The following is a 16,896-nucleotide window of genomic DNA, read 5'->3' on the forward strand; positions in this document are numbered from 1 at the left end:
CGGCGACCGGGCCTTCGTCATGCCCGCCCGGACCGATCCGATGCGGGCCAGACGTAGGCGAGATCGTCCGGGACGTCGGGGAACAGCGGTGTGTAGTGGTCCGGATCCTTGCGCACCAAGGCGGAGCGACGGCTGTGGTGCAGGGCCTCGTCGCCGAGCCACGGAGGCAGCTCGCCCACCGCGGCGAGCTCGGGTTGGCTGCGCGCAATGGCGCCCCGCTCAGCCCCTGGTGCGCTGCGCCGGCACCTCCGTGGTCACGAGGGCGGCGACGTAGCCCGGGCGTATGCAGTCGACCGGGCTGAGTTCGAGCAGCCGGCGCACCGAGTAGGACGACCCGGGGTCCACGAGGAAGGTGACGCCGAGTTCGCGGGCGAGCAGGGACAGGTGCCGCAGGGCCTTGAGGGCGGCGACGGCCAGGAACGTGACGCCGGTGAGATCCACGACCACCACGCGACCGGTGCCGCGCAATCGGCATTCGACCACCTCGGCCAGGTGCGGCGCGGTGCGGATGTCGACCTCGCCGGCGACTACCACGACCGCGGTGCGCGGGGCCGGCCGGTGCACGCGCACCAGCAATCGACCACGGTCCGTCGGCTCGGTGCCGAAGCTGTCCAGATCAGCGTACGGGGCGCTCATGGCAGCCCGCCTCTCGTGAGCGCGCACACCGGGCGGCGGCCGTGGACGCCGACGAGCGAGAGGGCCCGTGCGACGTCGACGAAAATCCCCGGCACGCGCGAAAAAACACATGGGTGGCTGGTCGCTCAACCTGGCCAAAAGCTAATGCATCGACGGCCTCGCGCGCTACCCTTTCCGCCCGCCCGGATCCGGCGTGCCCCGTCATGATCCACTGTGGACCTTGATCGAAAATTCGGTCCACCTGCGGAACAATCGCGAGTCAGGTCTCGTACGGCCCGCGGTCTTCGATGTCCGGGCTCACCTTCGGATACGGTCCGCTCTGCCCGGGCACGGGCGCGACGGTGGACGGCTGCCAGGACGCGTCGGCGGTCCTCGGCTCGCGCGGGTCGAAGGTCGGCGGGCCGTCCGGCCGCTCCTGCAACCGGTTCCCCACCAGGTCGTCCTGCCGGCGGCGCGCCAGCACCATCAGCGTGAACCCGTGAACGACGGCCAGCAGCAGGAGGAACACCCCCAGCCGTCCGACGACCGCCGACGTGGAGCCCGACCAGCTCGGGCCGACCACCGACAGCAGCGCGAGCACGCCGATCGCGACGAGGTGGAACACCGCCACCACCATGCGGGCCATCGAACCGCTGCCCTCGCCGGTCGAGCCCCGCAGGTACCGGCGGCCGCCGCGGTAGAGGACCTGGCCGTCGGCCACCACCAGGATCAGTCCGATGATCAGGAATCCCATGAGGTTGTTGTCGGGCATCGTCGCCTCCTCGTCTGGATGAGGAGTACCCGGTGACGATCAAGGAATGAGCCCGCGGCCGGAGTTCACCACATCGGGCGGCGCACCGTGAGCGGCGCACGGTCCGTGAACCCGCGCGGACTGGGTACCCGCAGGAGAACGCCACCTGGAGGTGACCATGTCCGTCCTGACCCGCGTGCTCGGGGCCGCCACCGCGGTCTACGGCCTGACCACCATCGTCTACCCGCGCGCGCTCGCCGGGCCCTGCGGCCTCACCACGGCCTCCGGCGCCGTGCCCGCCGGAACCCGCACGCTCATCGCCGCGATGGGCGCCCGCGACACCGCCATCGGCCTCGCGATGGCCTTCGCCGACGAGGGCAAACCCCAGCGGCTCGCCGTCGCCGCGCGCGTCGCGTCCGACACCGCCGACGCCGCTGCCTTCGGCCTCGGCCTGCCCGATCGCGCGGCCCGCCCGAAGGCAGCGGCGGCCGCGCTGGGGTGGGCGGCGCTGTGCGCGGCGTCGGCGTTCGTTCGACCAGGCTGAGCAGCGGGGCCTGGCCGTCGGGAACCTCCCGACGGCCAGGCCCCGGGCATCAGCGACCGCCGGTGTCCACCACGTGCACCTGCTGCGTCCCGTCACGCTGCCCACGGGTCGCGTTGCGGTCCGAGGTGAAGGCGACCACGCCACCCGACACCGCGGGAAACGTGGCGTTCCCCGGCTTCGTGACCTGCACCGGCGCCGACCACCCGGCCGACGTGAGACGGGCCGTGAACACCTTCCAGCGCCAGTCCGCCGCGCGCGAGTCGTACCAGACGGCCCGGACGGTGCCGTCCGGGTCGCGGCTCAGGCGGGGCCGCTGGCTCATCGCGGCGGGTTCGAGCGCGAACGGCGTGCCCGCCGACCACGTGCGGCCGTCGGCCGAGCGGCTCGACCGCAGCGACAGGTTCGCGCCCGAGCTCTGCAGCGCGCCGCTGTCCCAGGCGACCACGAACGCACCCGAGTGGTCGACGGCGGCGCTCGGGTGCCGGTCGGCGCGGTCGGTCACGGCGCTGACCTGCACGGACGCTCCCCAGCTGCCACGGGTGCCCGAGCGGGAGCTGGCGAGGATCTGCCAGTTGTCCGGGTCCGTGCCGCCCGAGGCCGGCTGCCCGGCGGGCGGCGTGTGGCCGGTCCACAGGGGGTCGGGATCGAAGCGGTCGTCCTGCCACGCCACGAGGACGCGGTCGTCGTGGCCCACGGCGACGGTCGGGAACACCGAGGCCGGGTAGCGCGGCGAGCGGGCGTCCACTGCGCGGTTGCCCGCGCTCACCGCCTTGCCCGCCGCCGAGAGGTTCAGCGGCTTGCGGTCCACGCCCACGACCTGCGCGAACACGTCGAACGCGCCACCGGTGTTGTCGGCCCACGTGACCACCGGCTGACCACCGCTGAGCAGCGCGATGGCCGGCTGCACGGCCCGGCCGGTGCCGGCGTCGAGGCGCACGGCGGGGCCGAACAGCAGGCCGCCGGTGGCGCTGTGGCGCAGGTAGATCGCGGGCCGGTGCGGCTGCTCGTGGCCGCGCTCGTCCTGCCACACCACCCACACGTCGTGCCCGGACGCGGCGATGCGCGGCGCGGTGGCCGTGGCCGAACCGCTGGAGAGCTCCACCTCGAAGAGCCCGAACCCGCGCCGGTCCACGCGCTTGTAGACGACGGTGCTACGGCCGTCGGCGTGGCGCTGCGCCACCACGTGCACGTCGTTGCCGGTCACGGCGACGTCGGCGAACCCGGTGAACTCGCCGCTGCCGCCGAGCACCGCCGCGGCGTTGTCGCGGCCGGTTTCCCCGGCGGGCAAGGGGATCTCGGGCTTCGGCGTGGCCACGCGGCCGACCGACACGAACACCGGCGAGGTCGCCGCGCGCAGCTGGTCGGGCAGGGTCGGGTCGGCGTCGGCGCCCGAAGCGCTGCCCGGCGAACGCACTTCGGCGCGGAACCACACGTGGTCGCCGGACAGCGTGAGCGGCAGGGTGCGCGTGTCGTCGTTGCCGCGCACGGTCGTGTCGAGCAGCGCCGCGGCCGAACGGCCCGGCGTGCCGTACACGAGCAGCCGCGTGCCGACGCCCTGACGCACCCGCACGCGCAGCGCGGCGCGCTTCGGCAGCTTGCGCGAGCCGACCACGGTTTCGTCACCGCCCATGGCTTCGAACCGGCCGTCGCCGTCGAGGTCGGCCTCGATCGTCACGAACGGGCCGGCCACCCCAGAGGACACGGTGGTGCGGCCGGCCTTCAGCGCGTCGAGGATCGAGCGGACGCTGCGCCCGCCCGCGAACACGCGTGTGGCGGGCTGGCCGGGGCCGGCGATGCCCCACAGCTCACGGAAGTGGCAGTCGCTGGCGGCGGTGACGCCGGTGACGTAACCGCGGTTCCAGCGGTTCTCCGCGAACTCGAGCTGCGCGTCGGGATCCGTCGAGACGTTGAGCACCTCGATGTTGTGCACACCCTGCACGCTGGCGTTGTCGTTGGGCCCGGCTTCCCGGGTGTACTCCCCGTCGTCGGGGTGCGCCACGTGCCACACCGCGTCCTGCGAGCGAGCGTCCCAAATGGACTGCTGCACGTGCCGGAACGCCGCCGAGCCGGGCGGGTTCGCGCCGTCCACCACGTTGTCGACCGCGCCGAGCACGATCGCGTGCGGCGAGCCGTTGGCCTCTTCACCGGGGATCAGCAGCAGCTTGTCCGAAGTCCACTGTGGATCCCAGTGCTGGTCGTACGTGCGGTGGTCGGTGAGCGGCAGGAAGTCGAGCCCGGTGTGCTCGGCCTGGCCGATCTGGTCGCCGACCGGCAGGTTGCCCGGCAGCGCCTGCTTCGACTGCTGGCGCGGCAGGCTGCCGTCGGACGAGTGGTCGTCGTGCACGTGCGTGTCGCCGACGAGCCACTGGCCCTTCGGCTTACCGCTGCCGAAGGGCCAGCCTCCGAGCAGCGGCAGCCCCTGCGTCGAGGCGAGCGCCGGGGTGGCGACGAAGCCGGACGCCGCGACCGCGCCGCCCGCCACGATGAACTGTCTTCGAGTGAGGCCCATCTCTGTCCTTCTTCCGAGCACCGGCGCCGAGTTTCGGCGCCGGTGGTTTTCAGGGGAGGGAAATCCCGTGCACGACACCGTTCTGGTCGCCGACCACGAGCGTTCGGCCGTCGATCACCGGACGGCCGAACGTGTACACGAGGCTCTGCTGCAGCCAGCCCAGCCGGGCGCCGTCGGCGAGCCGGACGCCGATCACCTTGCCGTCGACGGTCAGCACCCACGCCGTGCCGTCGCTGATCGCGACGCCCGCGTTGAACACGCGCAGCGCGAGGTTGGTGGTCCACAACGGTTTTCCGGTGGCGAGGTCGACCAGCGTCAGCACCCCCCACTCGGTGGTCAGCAGCACGCTGGAGCCCACGACGAGCGCGGGCGCGTACATCGCGCTGCCGGCGACGGTCCAGCGCAGCGCACCCGTGGCGGTGTCGAGCGCGATCGCACTCGACACCGTCGCCACGATCACCACGTCACCCCCGAGCGCCGCCACGGTGTCCCACCCGCTGTAGAGCGCGACGTGGTTCTCGACACCGGACACCATCTGGTACGCCCACAGTTGCTCGCCCGTGCGCGCGTCGTGCGCCCGCGCGTAGCCGTCGGCCGCCGCGGTGTACACGCGCTCGCCGTCGCTCGCCGCCTGCCCGGACGAGAACCCGCGCGCCGGCACGGACCAGCGGCGCCGGCCGTCGGTACCCACCGCGAACAGCGCCTGCCCCGCGGAGAACACCACCTGCTCGTGTCCGTCCACAGTGGAGACCAGCGGCGCGCTCACGACCGGCGCCTTCGCGTCGAACGCCCACACCCGCTTGCCCGTGCGGACATCCAGGGCGTAGAGGTGGTGGTCGGCCGAGGGGACGAAGGCCAGCGTCCCGCTCACCGCAGGACGCCGGTACACCGGGCCGAGCTGCGTGCGCCACTCGCGGTGGCCGCCGCGGCGCAGCGCGGTCACCTCACCGGCCGACGACGCGGCCAGCACCAGGCCGCTGCGCGCGTCCGCGAGAGTCACGCCGCCCTGCACCGAGCCCGCGAGCTGCGCCTGCCACCGGTCCACGGGGTCGCCCGCCACCGCGGGCACGGTGAACAGCACCACCTGCTCCCACCAGCTGCCGTCGGCCGCGGTCACGCGCACCTGCAGCCGCTGTCGGCCCGGCGCGAGGGCGGACACGTCGACGCTGCCGGTCCAGCGGTCCCCCGACCCCACGAGCGGCTGCCACGCGGCCGGGCTCGTGCCGCCGAACACCGCCTGCGGATACGGCTGCACGCCGACCTGCCGCGTCGCCGACGCCCGCACCTCGACCGGCAGCGAGCCGCCGGAAACCTTGCCCACGTGGACGTACCGCGGCCGCTGCTCGCGACCCTGCCCGCCGCCGGTGAGCGGAATGGTCGCGAACGGCGCCTCGGTGTCGGTCCCGTCGGCGGCCACGGTGACCCGCCGCACGTCCAGCACCTCGGTGCCGTCGGCGGCCGTGGTCTTCTCGGCCCAGTAGTAGATCGGGCCGTTGCGCACGGCGTTCAAGGTCGTCTGCGTGAGGCCGTTGAAGCGGGTCACGTCCTCGCGGTGCACGTGGCCGGCGATCACGCCGCGCAGGTTGTGCCCGGCGAACACGTCGAGCACCGCCGGCTGGTCGTCGACGTAGTAGAACTCGTTGCCGAACGGGAAGTGCTGGAACAGCACCACCGGGGTGTCGCGCCGCACGTGGCGCAGGTCGCGCTCCAGCCAGTCCAGGCCGGCGGGCCCGTAGTGGCCGGGCTCCTGCAGCACCTGCGTCGGGTCGAAGCCCACGAAGTGCACACCACCGGCGTCGAACGAATACGGCGTGGGGCCGAAGTGGCTGTGGAACTCCTCCTTGGCCGACGCGTCCCACCGCGTCTCGTGGTTGCCCGGCGAGTAGTGCATCTTCCCGCGCAGCGAGGCCGGCAGCACCTTGCCGTACTGCTCGTACTCGTCGGGCAGGCCGGTGTCGGTGATGTCGCCGCAGTGCAGCACGAGGTCCGGGTCGCGGCGTGCGATCGAGGCGTACACCTGCGTGAGCCACGTGGTCGACTGCGGGCTCGTGGTGTTCACGTGCGTGTCCGAGACGGCGGCGAACTTGAGACCGCGGCCCGGCCGGCCCGCGGTTGCCGGCGATGCGGCGGCCTGCGCCGGCGCGGCACCGAGCAGGGTGGCCAGCACCGGGGCCGACACCGCTCCCGCGGCGAGCCCGAAAAAGGCCCTTCGGTGCAATCCGTCGTGCCGGCAGGGCTCGTCGACCATCGGTGTTCCTCCGTTCGGGGAAAGCTGAACCTGCCAACCTTCACCTGATCGGGTAACGCCGACCTGACGCACCGCCGTGGCGCGGCTGAACGCCGGACCAAGCTCTGCTCGGGTCTTCGGGGGTTACGTGAGACTGATCGCGTTTTTCGCGTGGTTCACGGATTCCTCGGAGGCCGGGCCGGTGGGGTTTTCCGTCGCCAACGCCTGGTTCGCGGCGACGAACGGGCGCAACCGCGTTTCATAGGCGGCGAACGCGGTGGTGTGGTCGGGGTGGCGGGCGAGTTCGTCGGCGAGCATGTAGGCGCCCACGAGCGCGAGGCTCGTGCCCTGGCCGGAAAGCGGCGACGCGCAGTAGCCCGCGTCGCCGAGCAGCGTCACACGTCCGGTACTCCACGTGTCCAGGTGGATCTGCTGCATGGCGTCGAAGTAGAAGTGCGGCGCACCGGCCATTTCGGACAGCAGCCGCGGCACCTCCCAGCCCGCGCCCGCCAGCTTCTTGGCCACGATCTCCTTCTGCGCCACCACATCCCGGTAGTCGTACGCCAGCGGCTCCGATCCGAACCCGAGGGTCACCCGCAGCTCGGTGTTGTCGTGCACCGGGTACACGGCGCCGCCGGTTTCGCCGTCGCGGAACCAGACCTGCCAGTTGTCCAGACCGAGCAGGTTGGGCGCCGGGAAGATCGCCAGGTACTGCCCGAGGTGCGTTGCGAACCGCTCTTCCGGGCCGAAGGCCAGCCGCCGCACGGCCGAGTGCAGGCCGTCGGCGCCGACGACGAGGTCGAACGTGCGGAAACCACCGCGCTCGAACTCCACACGCACACCGTGTTCGTGCTGCTGCAGCGCGGTCACGCAGTCGTCGAAGACGTACTCGACGTCGTGTCCGGTGGCCCCGTGGAGCAGGGCGACGAGGTCGTCGCGGACCAGCTCGACGTCCGGGCTGTCGAGGCGGCCGCTGCTGTAGGTCTGCTCTTCCGAACGGAACAGTTCGGTGCCCGAACCGTCCACCACGGACATTCCGCGCATCCGCGTGCGCAGTGCGCGCAGCTGCTCGCCGAGCCCCATCCGGTCCACGACGTCGAGCGCGACCCCGCGCACGTCCACCGCCTGACCCCCCTGGCGCGGTTCCGGCGAGCGCTCCACGACGGTGACGGAGAACCCGGCGCGGTGCAGCCAGTAGGCGAGTGTAGGGCCGCCGATGCCGGCGCCGGAGATGAGGACGGTACGCATGGTTTCCTCCAGGTGTTGGCCGTATCCTTACGTCGAACACACTGGCTTCGGCCAGGAGACAGTGCCAAAACTGACCTAGTACAGATGGTCAGCTGTACTAGGTCAGATCGGAGCCGGGATGGTCGAGCAGCGCTACCTGGAGATCGTCGCCGAGCTTCGCCGTCGGATCGCCGACGGCGAGCTGGTGCCGGGCGCGAAGGTGCCTTCGACCAGGCGGATCGCCACCGAGTGGGGCGTCGCCCCGGCCACCGCGGCCAAGGCGCTCGCCGCGCTCGGCCAGGATGGCCTGGTGCGCGCCGAACCGCGGTCCGGCACCGTGGTCGCGGGCCGGCGCGCCGACACCAGGGCCCGGCCGCGGCCACCGGGGCTTTCGCGCGACCGGATCGTGCGCACGGCCATCACCATCGCCGACGAGGAAGGCCTCGCCGCGCTGTCGATGCGCGGGGTCGCGGCGCGGCTCGGGGTCGCGGCGATGGCGCCGTACCGCTACGTCGCCGGGCGCGAAGAGCTGGTGGTGCTCATGGCCGACGCGGCCTTCGGCGAACGTGGTTACCCCGTGCGTCCGGCCGGCGACTGGCGCGTGCGGCTCGAGCTCGTCGCCCGCACGCTGTGGTCGCTGTACCGGCGGCACCCGTGGCTCGCGCAGCTCTCGCCGATCACGCGGCCGTTGCCGCTGGCCAACCTGGCCACGCACGCGGAGCAGGCGCTCGCGGCCCTCGACGGGTTCGGCCTGCCGGCGGCTCGGCTCTGCGACTTGCACGTACTGTTCTTCAGTTACATCCAGGGCGTCGCCATCCACCTCGAACGCGAGCGGCACGCGGCCGGCGCGTCGGGGCTCACCGAGGAAGAGTGGCTGACCACGCAGGAGCCGGGCCACGCGGCGATCATGGCCGGCGGCCGCCACCCGCTGTTCACGCGGATGCTCACCACGCTCGGCGAAGAGGGCTACGACCTGGATCTCGACGAGCTGTTCGAGCTCGGGCTGCGGTCTCTGCTCGACGGCGTGGCGTTGCGCTACGCCGACTGAGTGCCGCCGGGCCGTGAACCCCGCGCCGGAAAGGGAAAACGCGCCCACCCCCGGGGCGGGGTGAGCGCGTTTTCCGGACCGGGAGGTCAGTCCGCGATCTTGAGGACCACGCGGATGTTGGCCTTCGGCATGTGCTGGAACGCTTCTTCGACCTTCTCCAGCGGGAAGGTCTCGATGATCGGCCGGACGCCCCGCAGCACGGCGAAGTTCATCGTGTCTTCGCTGTCGCGCGCCACGCCGCTGTACCAGCCGGAGAGGTTGAGGCGGTCGGTGGCGAGCACGTGGCCGGTGACCTGGATCGGCTGCTGGCCTTCGAGCACGATCACCTGGCCGTTGGGCCGCAGACCGTTGATCAGGTCCGACTGCAGGTCGGCGTGATCGACCGTGCCGAGGACCACCGACGCGCCACCGAGCTTCTTCAGCGAATCGCCAACGCTGCCTTCGGTGCTGTCGATGTACTCGTCGGCGCCGAGCTTGCGCGCCAGCTCTTCCTTGCCGCGGCCGCGGTTCACCGCGACCGTGCGGAAGCCCATGCGGTTGGCGAACTGGATGGCGAGGTGGCCGACGCCGCCCACGCCCTGCACCGCGACGAGGTCGCCGGGGCCGGCCTTCGAGTGACGCAGCGCGTTGAAGGCGGTGATGCCACCGCACATCAGCGGCGAGGCCTCTTCGAACGCCAGGCCCTCGGGGATGCGGGCCACGGCGTCCTGCGGAGCGACCATGTACTCGGCGTAACCGCCGTCGTAGGAAGCACCCACGATCGTGCGGTTCACGCAGTTGGTGAAGTCACCGCGGCGGCAGTACTCACAGGTGAAGTCGACGCCGCCGGACCAGCCGACACCGACCTTGTCGCCGACGTTCCACATCGTGGCGCCTTCGCCCACCGCGTCGATCTCACCCGCGATCTCGTGCCCGGGGACACGCGGCAGCTGCGTGCCGAACAGACCCATCCGGGGGATCATGTCGCCGCCGCAAAGACCGCAGGAGTGAACCTTGATCCGCACCTGGCCGGGCTTCGGCTCGGGGATCGGCAGGTCGACCACCACGAACGGAGCACCCGGTTCCTGAGCCTGGGCGGCACGCATTGTCCCTGTCATTTTCCCACAATTCCTTTCGGTGGTCAGTGCATTCCGCCGTCGCAGACGAGCTGCTGTCCCGTGATCAATCCGGCGTCGTCCCCGGCGAGAAATGCCGTCACACCTGCAACGTCTTCCGTGGTTCCCAGCCGCCCGATCGGGACCATTTCGATCAAACTGCGCTTGTATTCGTCGTTGGCCGGATCGGTGAAGATCCCGGCGCCGTCGATCGGGCCCGGTACCACCGTGTTCACGGTGACGCGACGCGGGCCGAGCTCCATCGCCAGCACCTTCACGAGGTAACCGGTGGCGACCTTGCTCGTGCCGTAGAGCCCGACGCCCAACTGCGGCACCGTGGTGGTGTTCGACGAGATCGTGATGATGCGGCCACCGTCGGCGATGCGGCGGGCGGCCTCGCGGAGCACGAAGTACGGGCCCTTGGTGTTCACCCGGAAGAGAAGATCGAAATCTTCTTCGGTGACATCGGTGACGGGAATGTTGACCTTTTCCATTCCCGCGTTCGCCACGACGATGTCAACCTTGCCGAACGCGGCGATCGCTGCGTCGTAAAGATCGACGATGCCGTCCACCTGGGACACATCCGCCGCGTGCACGAGCGCCTTCACCCCGTGGGCCTCAGCCGCCTTTTGCACTTCTTCGGCGGCGGCCGCGTCGCGGGAGTAGTTGATGACCACATCGGCGCCTTGCTCCGCGAGCCGGAGCACGATCGCCCGACCGAGACCTTTCGACGATCCCGTGACGAGCGCCACTTTTCCGCTGAGATTCATAAGTGCTCCCCTATGTCAATACAGCTATGGTCCGGCCGGGGTGCGGGAAAGGGAAACACGGGATCGTTGTGGTTGCCACAACGATCCGTTGTGACGAGGATCGGGCGGTGGACCTGAATCTGCGCCTGCTCAAAGCCCTCGAAGCCGTGGCCGACGAGGGCAGCATGACCCGCGCGGCCGGGCGGCTCATGATGACCCAGCAGGCGGTCAGCGGGCAGATCCGGCAGCTGGAGCGCGTGGCCGGCACGCCCTTGGTCCGCCGCCGGTCGTGGGGCGTCGAGCTCACCGCGGCCGGGCAGGTGTTCCTGAAGCAGGGCCGCGAACTGCTCACGGCGACGCACGCGATGGTGGCCGAGGCCCGGCTCGTGGGCTCGGGCCTGTCCGGGCGGCTGCGGATCGCGTTCAAGGCGCAGAGTACCGCGCACTTCCTGCCGGACGTCGAAACTTCGCTGCACCGGGTGGCCCCGGACGTGGAGGTGGTGCCGCTCGCGGTGCACACGCTGCCCGACGAGCTCGACGCCCTCCTCGCCGGCACCGCCGACGCCGCCTTCCTCTGGCTCCCCATCGGCGACGACCGCCGCTTCGTGAGCCACCGCCTGCTCGACGAGCCGCGCTGGGTCGCGCTGCCACCGGGGCACCGCCTCGCGCACCGCACCTCACTGAGAGTGTCCGATTTGGTCTGCGAACCGATCGTCGGCCCGCGCGACGGAATGCCGGACGCGGTGGTGAAGTTCTGGTTCATCGACCCGCGCCCGGACGGCTCGCGCGCGGTCTACGGCCCCCAGGGGCGCACGCCCGAGGAGTGCCTGCACCACGTCGCGGCCGGGCGTGGTTCGTGGATCGCGCCGGCGTCGACCGCCGCGTATTTCCCGTATCCGCGGCTGGTCTGGCTGCCGCTCGAGGACGCCGCCCCGCTGGGCCTGGCGTTGATCTGGCTGCGGGAGAACTCCAATCCCTTGCTCGACCTGCTGTTGGAAGAGAGCAAACGCGTGACACGGCCGACGCCGGTGTGATGTTTCGGGTTGGCAGGGGGTGAATTGCGGGGCTGTCGAGGCGATGATCGCGGTGGCTGCTCGTAGTGCGGCGGTCTTGAGTCCTTTTAGGACTGTTTCTTGAGCACTGTGCCTTCAGCTGATGACCTTGCCACCGCAGGATTTCGGGCGGGACGAGCCCGGTGAACGCCGGCACGAACCAGCGAGGGGCGTCCGCCCCGGGGAGGTCGTCCTTCCCCCAGCGAACAACACGAGGCGCCGGTGTCTCGTTTCTTCGCACACGGCGTTGACCATTCCGACGAGTACCGGCGCACCGAGGAATCCGGCTTGTGCGACTGGGCTCGCTGGGACCTTCTTCCACCACGAGGGCGATCGCGGCCGCGCAGAGCACCACACCGAAGACACCTTTCACGGGGGAGACGCCCGGAGGCGGACTTCGCGCAGACCCGGGGTGTCCCCGCCCACCACGCCCAGGCGTCGATCGGGCTGATCCACATCGGCGCCCGTCTGCTTCGGTGGATTCCCTGCGCAAGGCGGATTTTCCGGATTGCCCAAGCGCTCGCCGAGACTTCTCGCGCGCGACGGCGCAGTGGTCGCCCTGAATTGTCGGGGGTGATCTCTATGCTGTACGTGACCGGTTGATGACGGAGGGGGATCGGATCGTGGGTGCGTCGACACCGCAGGAATCCGGGCGGGTGGTGCTGGCGCTCGTGCTGGCGGCGATCGTCGGGGTGTGCGAGCTGGTGCTGTTGCGTGACGAAATCGTGGAGCTGAGCAAGCACTTCAACCTCAACCCCGCACCGTACTTCCACCTGCTCATCGCCCTGGCCGCCCTCGCCACCCTGGTCGGTGCGGTCCTGCTGGCCACCCGCCGCACCCGGCCCGCCCGCGTGCTGCTGCTCGGCGCCGTGGTCCAGGTCGTCCTCGCGGTCCCTGCCTCCGCCGCGATGTTCGGCATCCGCCGCGCCTCCGTCTTCGAGGACGTCTTCCTCACCGGCGGCATCCCCGCGGCGATCGCGGTGCTGCTGTGGGTGCCGGCGGTGGCGGTGGCGCTGCCGGGCATGCTGCCTTCACCCAGCCCCACCTGGCCGGCGACCTACGGCGGCGGCGCGGGAACGCCCGGAGGCTGGCCCGCTCCGGGGCAGCAGTGGCCGGGCTCGCCACCACCCGGCCAAGCCTGGCAAGGCGGAACCCCACCGGGACAAGGGTGGCCGGGCTCCGCCGCGCTTGGCCAACCGGGACAACCCTGGCCAGGCTCTGCACCGGGCCAGGGGTGGCCAGGCTCCGCCACACCCAGCCAGGATCAGGGTCACGGTCACGGTCAGGGTCAGGGTCAGGGTCAGCCTGCACCCATCCAGGTTTGGCCAGGCACCGGCGCACCCGACCAGAGTTGGCCGGGTACTGCCCAGGCTTGGCCGGGCACCCCCACACCCGACCAGAGTTGGCCGGGTACTGCCCAGGCTTCGCCAGGCACCCCCACACCCGACCAGAGTTGGCCGGGTACTGCCCAGGCTTCGCCAGGCACCCCCACACCCGACCAGAGTTGGCCGGGTACTGCCCAGGCTTCGCCAGGCACCCCCACACCCGACCAGAGTTGGCCGGGTACTGCCCAGGCTTGGCCAGGCACCGCACCTCAAGCATCGGCCTGGTCGGGCACCACACCACAACCGCAACCGTGGCAAGGCCCTTCGCGCACCGTCGCAGGCATCGCTCCGTCGGCACAGTCCGGACCGGCCATGTCTCCGCCAGACCCGCAGACCACCGCAGCACCGAGCCCGGCCTGGCAAGCCTCGACTCCCAGCCAACCCTGGCCGGGCACGGCCCCATCTCCGAGCGGCCAACCCCGGCCCGCCGCTCCCGCGCAACCCTCGCCGGGCTCGACGCCTCCGGGACAACCACCCCATCCGCCGGCCGGCTAGCCCCGGTCATGTCGCCGAGTGGTGTCCTCAGCACCGAAGCGAGTGCCGCCCGAGGTGATCCAGTAGACCGGTGTCTTCGCAGCGCGGGCTGGTGATTAAGTAGATCCGCCCGGGACTGACGGGGCCGACTGGGTTTGCCGGCGACCCTGGCAGCCGAAGCAAGCACCACGCCGTGGAGACAAGCTCGGGCACAGTCGATCCCTGGCCGGCCCGATCCCCATCGGATTCGATCCCCGTCGCCGCCCGCGGTGATCTAGTAGACCGGTGTCTTCGCTTAGCGCGGGCTGGCGATGAGGTAGATCCGCCCGGAGTGGCGGGGCTGACTGGGTTCGCCGGCCAGCCCGACAGCCGAAGCAAGTACCACGCCGTGAAGACAGGCTCGGGCACAGTCGATCCCTGGCCGGTCCGATCCCCATCGGATTCGATCCCCGTCGGGTTTCGATGTCGATCGACTCCGATCCCATCGGCTCCGATCCCCGCCGAGTCCGCCCTCTGCCGGGCCCTCCCTCTGCCGAGTCCGATCCCCACCGAGCCCAAATCCCGATCAGGCGACCACGGCGCAGCGCCTCGCCGCCCGACCAACCCCGGCCAGATTCTGTGCCGGCCAGACAGCCGCCGCAGTCGCGGGCCGGCAGTGCGAGCCAGGCCGCGCCAGCCCGGGACAAGCCGGGTCCGGCTGGGCCGCGCATGGCAGGCCGGACGGCAGCGGCACGACGCGCCGCCATTCGGGTCGAATCCGCCGGTGCACCGGGGAAAATCGGGGTTCGCGGCGGCGGCCGAGGCCTTATGGTTCGGGGTATGGGTCAGATGCTGCCGGTCGAGTTCAGCGACGGCGAGGTGCAGGAGATCGAACGGCTGGCGGCCGCCGAGGGGCGGACGTTGCAGGAGTACGTGCGGGAGACGCTGATGACCGCCGTCGCGTCGCGGGCGCAGCAGCGCGCGACGGTGCTCGACCACGTCCTCGAAACCAGCGCCGAACTGAACGAACGGCTGGCCCGATGACCGAGTACCTCACCATCCACGACCTGATGATCGTCGCGCGGCGCGTGGTGCGCGGCGAACTCGCTGTGCGCGACACCGGCATCCTCGCCGCCGCCGCGGCGCGCCCCCGCACGTCGGTCTTCGGCGAGGACGCGTACCCCGGCGTCTGGGAAAAGGCCGCCGCGCTGATGGAATCCCTCGGCCGCGGCCACCCGCTCATCGACGGCAACAAGCGTCTCGCCTGGACGGCCACCTGGTTCTTCCTCGGCCTCAACGACAAACCCCTCCGCCACCCCCTCGACGAGGACGCCGCCGAACCCTTCGTCCACGACGTCGTCCAGGGCCGCCTCGACCTGCCCCGCATCGCGACCCGGCTGGCCGACTTCGCCTAGCCAGCCCAGCGGCCCGAGGCACCACGCCGAGGGCCGCTTCGCCCTGCCCACACCCCACCTGGCCGACGTCGCCTGACCGAACACGGCGGGCAGACGCACCCCACGGAGGGCCACCTCGCCGCCCCGCATCACCACCCGCGTAGCCAACCTCGCCCGACCGACCCAGCGACCGCACCGACCCAGCAGCCGCATCGCCGACCGCCTAGCCGACCTCGCCTAGCGAGCCCGGCGGCCCGAGGCACCACGCCGAGGACCGCTTCGCCCTGCCCACACCCCACCTGGCCAACGTCGCCCGACCAACCCCAGCCGACAGACGCACCCCACCGAGGAGCACCTCGCCGCCCCGCATCGCCACCCGCGTAGCCGACCTCGCCTGACCGACCCAGCGGCCGCATCGCCGACCGCTTAGCCGACTTCGCCTAGCAAGTCCGGCGGCCCGAGGCACCACGCCGAGGACCGCTTCGCCCTGCCCACACCCCACCTGGCCGACATCGCCTGACCAACCCCAGCCGACAGACGCACCCCACCGAGGAGCACCTCGCCGCCCCGCATCACCACCCACGTAGCCAACCTCGCCCGACCGACCAGCGGCCGTACCGACCCAGCAGCCGCATCGCCACCCGCCTAGCCGACCTCGCCTAGCGAGCCCAGCGGCCAGAGGCACCACGCCGAGCGCTGCCTCGCCCTGCCCACACCCCGCCCAGCCGACTCGCCTGATCAACTCGGCAGGCAGACACACCAAACCGAGCACCCCCTCGCCCGCCCCGCATCGCCACCCGCCTCGCCGACCTCGCCTGACCAACCCACCAGCCAGACACGCCACACCGAGCGCCACCTCACCCCGCCGACTCTCCTTCACCAGGCAGCCGACTCCCCCGTAGGCTGGCAGCGCGAAGCCGATCCGGGAGGTGGGGCGTGCCGTCACGTAATCCGCTGCGCCTGTTGCGCAAGTGGACGGACTGGTTCGAGAACCGCGGCGTGTACATCCCGGGTGAGGAGAGCCGCGCGGTCGATCCGGTGCGGGACTTCGGCTGGTTGATGATCGCGTGGGCTGTCGGCGTGGCGATCTTCATCCTCTTGTTCGCCTTCGCCGTTTAAGTGGCACATCGGTGACGACTGTCACCCGGAGTGCCCTTTCGGTCACGGATCGGCCACGGCTGTACACCAGGTCCGCGTCTTCGTGCGCGCGCACGTGCATGTGCAGGGACAGTGGAGCGGGTCGACTTCGGTCACTACGCCGAACGGCCTGAGCCCCCGCCCCGACTGGAGTAAACCGAGATGGCGCCCGCGCGCACCCCGAAGCTGTTGCTTTCCGCCTGTTTGCTGATGGCGGTGGCGGCCTGTGGGGTCGACGCGCAGGAAGGCACGGCGGCGCTCGGCGGTGGCGGCGCCCCGGCGAAGGCCGCGGCCGCGCAGACCCCCCGTGACCTGCAGTTCGGCGCCGAACACCGGTTCGCCAGCGGGGTCACGATCTCGGTGTCGGCCCCGCAGTCGTTCCAGCCCAGCGCGGCGGCCTATCCGCGTAGCTCGCGCGCGGCGTCGTTCGGCATCGAGATCACCAACAACGGCGCGGATTCCTACCGCCTCTCGGGCCTTTCCGTAGTCGCGAGCATCAACGGCAGGCCCACCAAGCAGGTCGTCGACGCCACGCAGGGCCTCGGCGGCATCACCGACGCCGGCAAGGACCTGCAGCAGGGCCGCTCGGCCCAGCTCACGCTCGCCTTCGCCGTGCCCGACCGCATCACGCAGCTCACGGTGCAGCTGCGCCCCAGCGCGAGCGAGCCCGCCGTGGCCACGTACTGCGGGGCCGTCTGAATTACGCTGCCG

At 71.4% G+C, this 16,896-nt stretch carries 14 protein-coding genes and 1 pseudogene; 7 read left to right on the forward strand and 8 right to left on the reverse strand.

The genetic code is table 11. The features are described from left to right. Positions 1 to 17 precede the first annotated feature (17 nt). The 3 genes and pseudogenes from VSH64_RS27800 to VSH64_RS27810 form a co-directional block, all read right to left on the reverse strand. Positions 18 to 203, reverse strand: a pseudogene (locus tag VSH64_RS27800) (MSMEG_6728 family protein); the annotation flags it as partial. Between the two features lie 16 nt (positions 204 to 219). Beyond that, positions 220 to 636 (reverse strand): STAS domain-containing protein, encoded by a 417-nt coding sequence (locus VSH64_RS27805; protein WP_326565667.1) that lies wholly within the window; start codon positions 634 to 636, stop codon positions 220 to 222. A gap of 259 nt (positions 637 to 895) precedes the next feature. Further along, positions 896 to 1,387, reverse strand: a complete 492-nt coding sequence (locus VSH64_RS27810; RefSeq protein WP_326565668.1) for a hypothetical protein — start codon at positions 1,385 to 1,387, stop codon at positions 896 to 898. Between the two features lie 157 nt (positions 1,388 to 1,544). Between VSH64_RS27810 and VSH64_RS27815 the strand changes: the two genes are divergently transcribed. Further along, positions 1,545 to 1,910 carry a hypothetical protein gene (locus VSH64_RS27815; protein ID WP_326565669.1) on the forward strand — a complete coding sequence of 122 codons (366 nt, stop codon included), beginning with the start codon at positions 1,545 to 1,547 and terminating at the stop codon, positions 1,908 to 1,910. Positions 1,911 to 1,959: 49 nt separating this feature from the next. Here the strand turns inward: VSH64_RS27815 and VSH64_RS27820 are convergent, their stop codons facing one another. From VSH64_RS27820 to VSH64_RS27830, 3 genes are all read right to left on the reverse strand, one after another. After that, positions 1,960 to 4,419 (reverse strand): CehA/McbA family metallohydrolase, encoded by a 2,460-nt coding sequence (locus VSH64_RS27820; RefSeq protein WP_326565670.1) that lies wholly within the window; start codon positions 4,417 to 4,419, stop codon positions 1,960 to 1,962. A 49-nt stretch (positions 4,420 to 4,468) separates the two neighbouring features. Beyond that, on the reverse strand, positions 4,469 to 6,667 hold the full coding sequence (locus tag VSH64_RS27825) for an outer membrane protein assembly factor BamB family protein (RefSeq protein ID WP_326565671.1): 2,199 nt from the start codon (positions 6,665 to 6,667) through the stop codon (positions 4,469 to 4,471). Positions 6,668 to 6,790: 123 nt separating this feature from the next. Continuing rightward, on the reverse strand, positions 6,791 to 7,894 hold the full coding sequence (locus tag VSH64_RS27830) for an FAD-dependent monooxygenase (RefSeq protein ID WP_326565672.1): 1,104 nt from the start codon (positions 7,892 to 7,894) through the stop codon (positions 6,791 to 6,793). 118 nt (positions 7,895 to 8,012) lie between these two features. On the opposite strand from VSH64_RS27830, the gene VSH64_RS27835 reads away from it, so the two are divergent. Beyond that, the gene (locus VSH64_RS27835) at positions 8,013 to 8,921 is read left to right on the forward strand and encodes a TetR/AcrR family transcriptional regulator C-terminal domain-containing protein (RefSeq protein WP_326565673.1); all 909 of its coding nucleotides are present in this window, start codon (positions 8,013 to 8,015) and stop codon (positions 8,919 to 8,921) included. An 86-nt stretch (positions 8,922 to 9,007) separates the two neighbouring features. Here VSH64_RS27835 and VSH64_RS27840 read toward each other — a convergent pair whose 3' ends face one another. Both VSH64_RS27840 and VSH64_RS27845 read right to left on the reverse strand, forming a co-directional pair. After that, positions 9,008 to 10,018, reverse strand: coding sequence for an alcohol dehydrogenase catalytic domain-containing protein (locus VSH64_RS27840; protein WP_326565674.1), 1,011 nt, complete (start codon positions 10,016 to 10,018; stop codon positions 9,008 to 9,010). Between the two features lie 23 nt (positions 10,019 to 10,041). Beyond that, on the reverse strand, positions 10,042 to 10,785 hold the full coding sequence (locus VSH64_RS27845; protein ID WP_326565675.1) for an SDR family oxidoreductase: 744 nt from the start codon (positions 10,783 to 10,785) through the stop codon (positions 10,042 to 10,044). Positions 10,786 to 10,892: 107 nt separating this feature from the next. Between VSH64_RS27845 and VSH64_RS27850 the strand changes: the two genes are divergently transcribed. The 5 genes from VSH64_RS27850 (at position 10,893) to VSH64_RS27870 (ending at position 16,884) form a co-directional block, all read left to right on the forward strand. After that, positions 10,893 to 11,798, forward strand: a complete 906-nt coding sequence (locus VSH64_RS27850; RefSeq protein WP_326565676.1) for a LysR family transcriptional regulator — start codon at positions 10,893 to 10,895, stop codon at positions 11,796 to 11,798. 2,696 nt (positions 11,799 to 14,494) lie between these two features. Continuing rightward, complete coding sequence (locus tag VSH64_RS27855) at positions 14,495 to 14,698, forward strand: hypothetical protein (RefSeq protein ID WP_326565677.1); 204 nt, start codon at positions 14,495 to 14,497, stop codon at positions 14,696 to 14,698. Then, complete coding sequence (locus VSH64_RS27860) at positions 14,695 to 15,069, forward strand: type II toxin-antitoxin system death-on-curing family toxin (protein ID WP_326565678.1); 375 nt, start codon at positions 14,695 to 14,697, stop codon at positions 15,067 to 15,069. Before VSH64_RS27855 ends, VSH64_RS27860 begins: the two co-directional genes overlap by 4 nt. A gap of 915 nt (positions 15,070 to 15,984) precedes the next feature. Next, positions 15,985 to 16,167: a hypothetical protein gene (locus VSH64_RS27865; protein WP_326565679.1), complete on the forward strand. Its 183-nt coding sequence runs from the start codon at positions 15,985 to 15,987 to the stop codon at positions 16,165 to 16,167. Positions 16,168 to 16,347: 180 nt separating this feature from the next. Further along, the gene (locus tag VSH64_RS27870; protein WP_326565680.1) at positions 16,348 to 16,884 is read left to right on the forward strand and encodes a hypothetical protein; all 537 of its coding nucleotides are present in this window, start codon (positions 16,348 to 16,350) and stop codon (positions 16,882 to 16,884) included. Positions 16,885 to 16,896: the final 12 nt, after the last annotated feature.

Origin of the sequence: Amycolatopsis rhabdoformis, from assembly GCF_035918295.1 — a bacterium.
Classification (GTDB): domain Bacteria; phylum Actinomycetota; class Actinomycetes; order Mycobacteriales; family Pseudonocardiaceae; genus Amycolatopsis; species Amycolatopsis rhabdoformis.

What these genes read in the sequence shown, in the direction of transcription:
- VSH64_RS27860 (WP_326565678.1), top strand. Translation starts at nt 14,695, where the DNA reads ATGACCGAGTACCTCACCATCCACGACCTGATGATCGTCGCGCGGCGC.
- VSH64_RS27855 (WP_326565677.1), top strand. Translation starts at nt 14,495, where the DNA reads ATGGGTCAGATGCTGCCGGTCGAGTTCAGCGACGGCGAGGTGCAGGAG.
- VSH64_RS27840 (WP_326565674.1), bottom strand. Translation starts at nt 10,018, where the DNA reads ATGACAGGGACAATGCGTGCCGCCCAGGCTCAGGAACCGGGTGCTCCG.
- VSH64_RS27830 (WP_326565672.1), bottom strand. Translation starts at nt 7,894, where the DNA reads ATGCGTACCGTCCTCATCTCCGGCGCCGGCATCGGCGGCCCTACACTC.
- VSH64_RS27815 (WP_326565669.1), top strand. Translation starts at nt 1,545, where the DNA reads ATGTCCGTCCTGACCCGCGTGCTCGGGGCCGCCACCGCGGTCTACGGC.
- VSH64_RS27870 (WP_326565680.1), top strand. Translation starts at nt 16,348, where the DNA reads ATGGCGCCCGCGCGCACCCCGAAGCTGTTGCTTTCCGCCTGTTTGCTG.
- VSH64_RS27810 (WP_326565668.1), bottom strand. Translation starts at nt 1,387, where the DNA reads ATGCCCGACAACAACCTCATGGGATTCCTGATCATCGGACTGATCCTG.
- VSH64_RS27820 (WP_326565670.1), bottom strand. Translation starts at nt 4,419, where the DNA reads ATGGGCCTCACTCGAAGACAGTTCATCGTGGCGGGCGGCGCGGTCGCG.
- VSH64_RS27835 (WP_326565673.1), top strand. Translation starts at nt 8,013, where the DNA reads ATGGTCGAGCAGCGCTACCTGGAGATCGTCGCCGAGCTTCGCCGTCGG.
- VSH64_RS27845 (WP_326565675.1), bottom strand. Translation starts at nt 10,785, where the DNA reads ATGAATCTCAGCGGAAAAGTGGCGCTCGTCACGGGATCGTCGAAAGGT.
- VSH64_RS27825 (WP_326565671.1), bottom strand. Translation starts at nt 6,667, where the DNA reads ATGGTCGACGAGCCCTGCCGGCACGACGGATTGCACCGAAGGGCCTTT.
- VSH64_RS27805 (WP_326565667.1), bottom strand. Translation starts at nt 636, where the DNA reads ATGAGCGCCCCGTACGCTGATCTGGACAGCTTCGGCACCGAGCCGACG.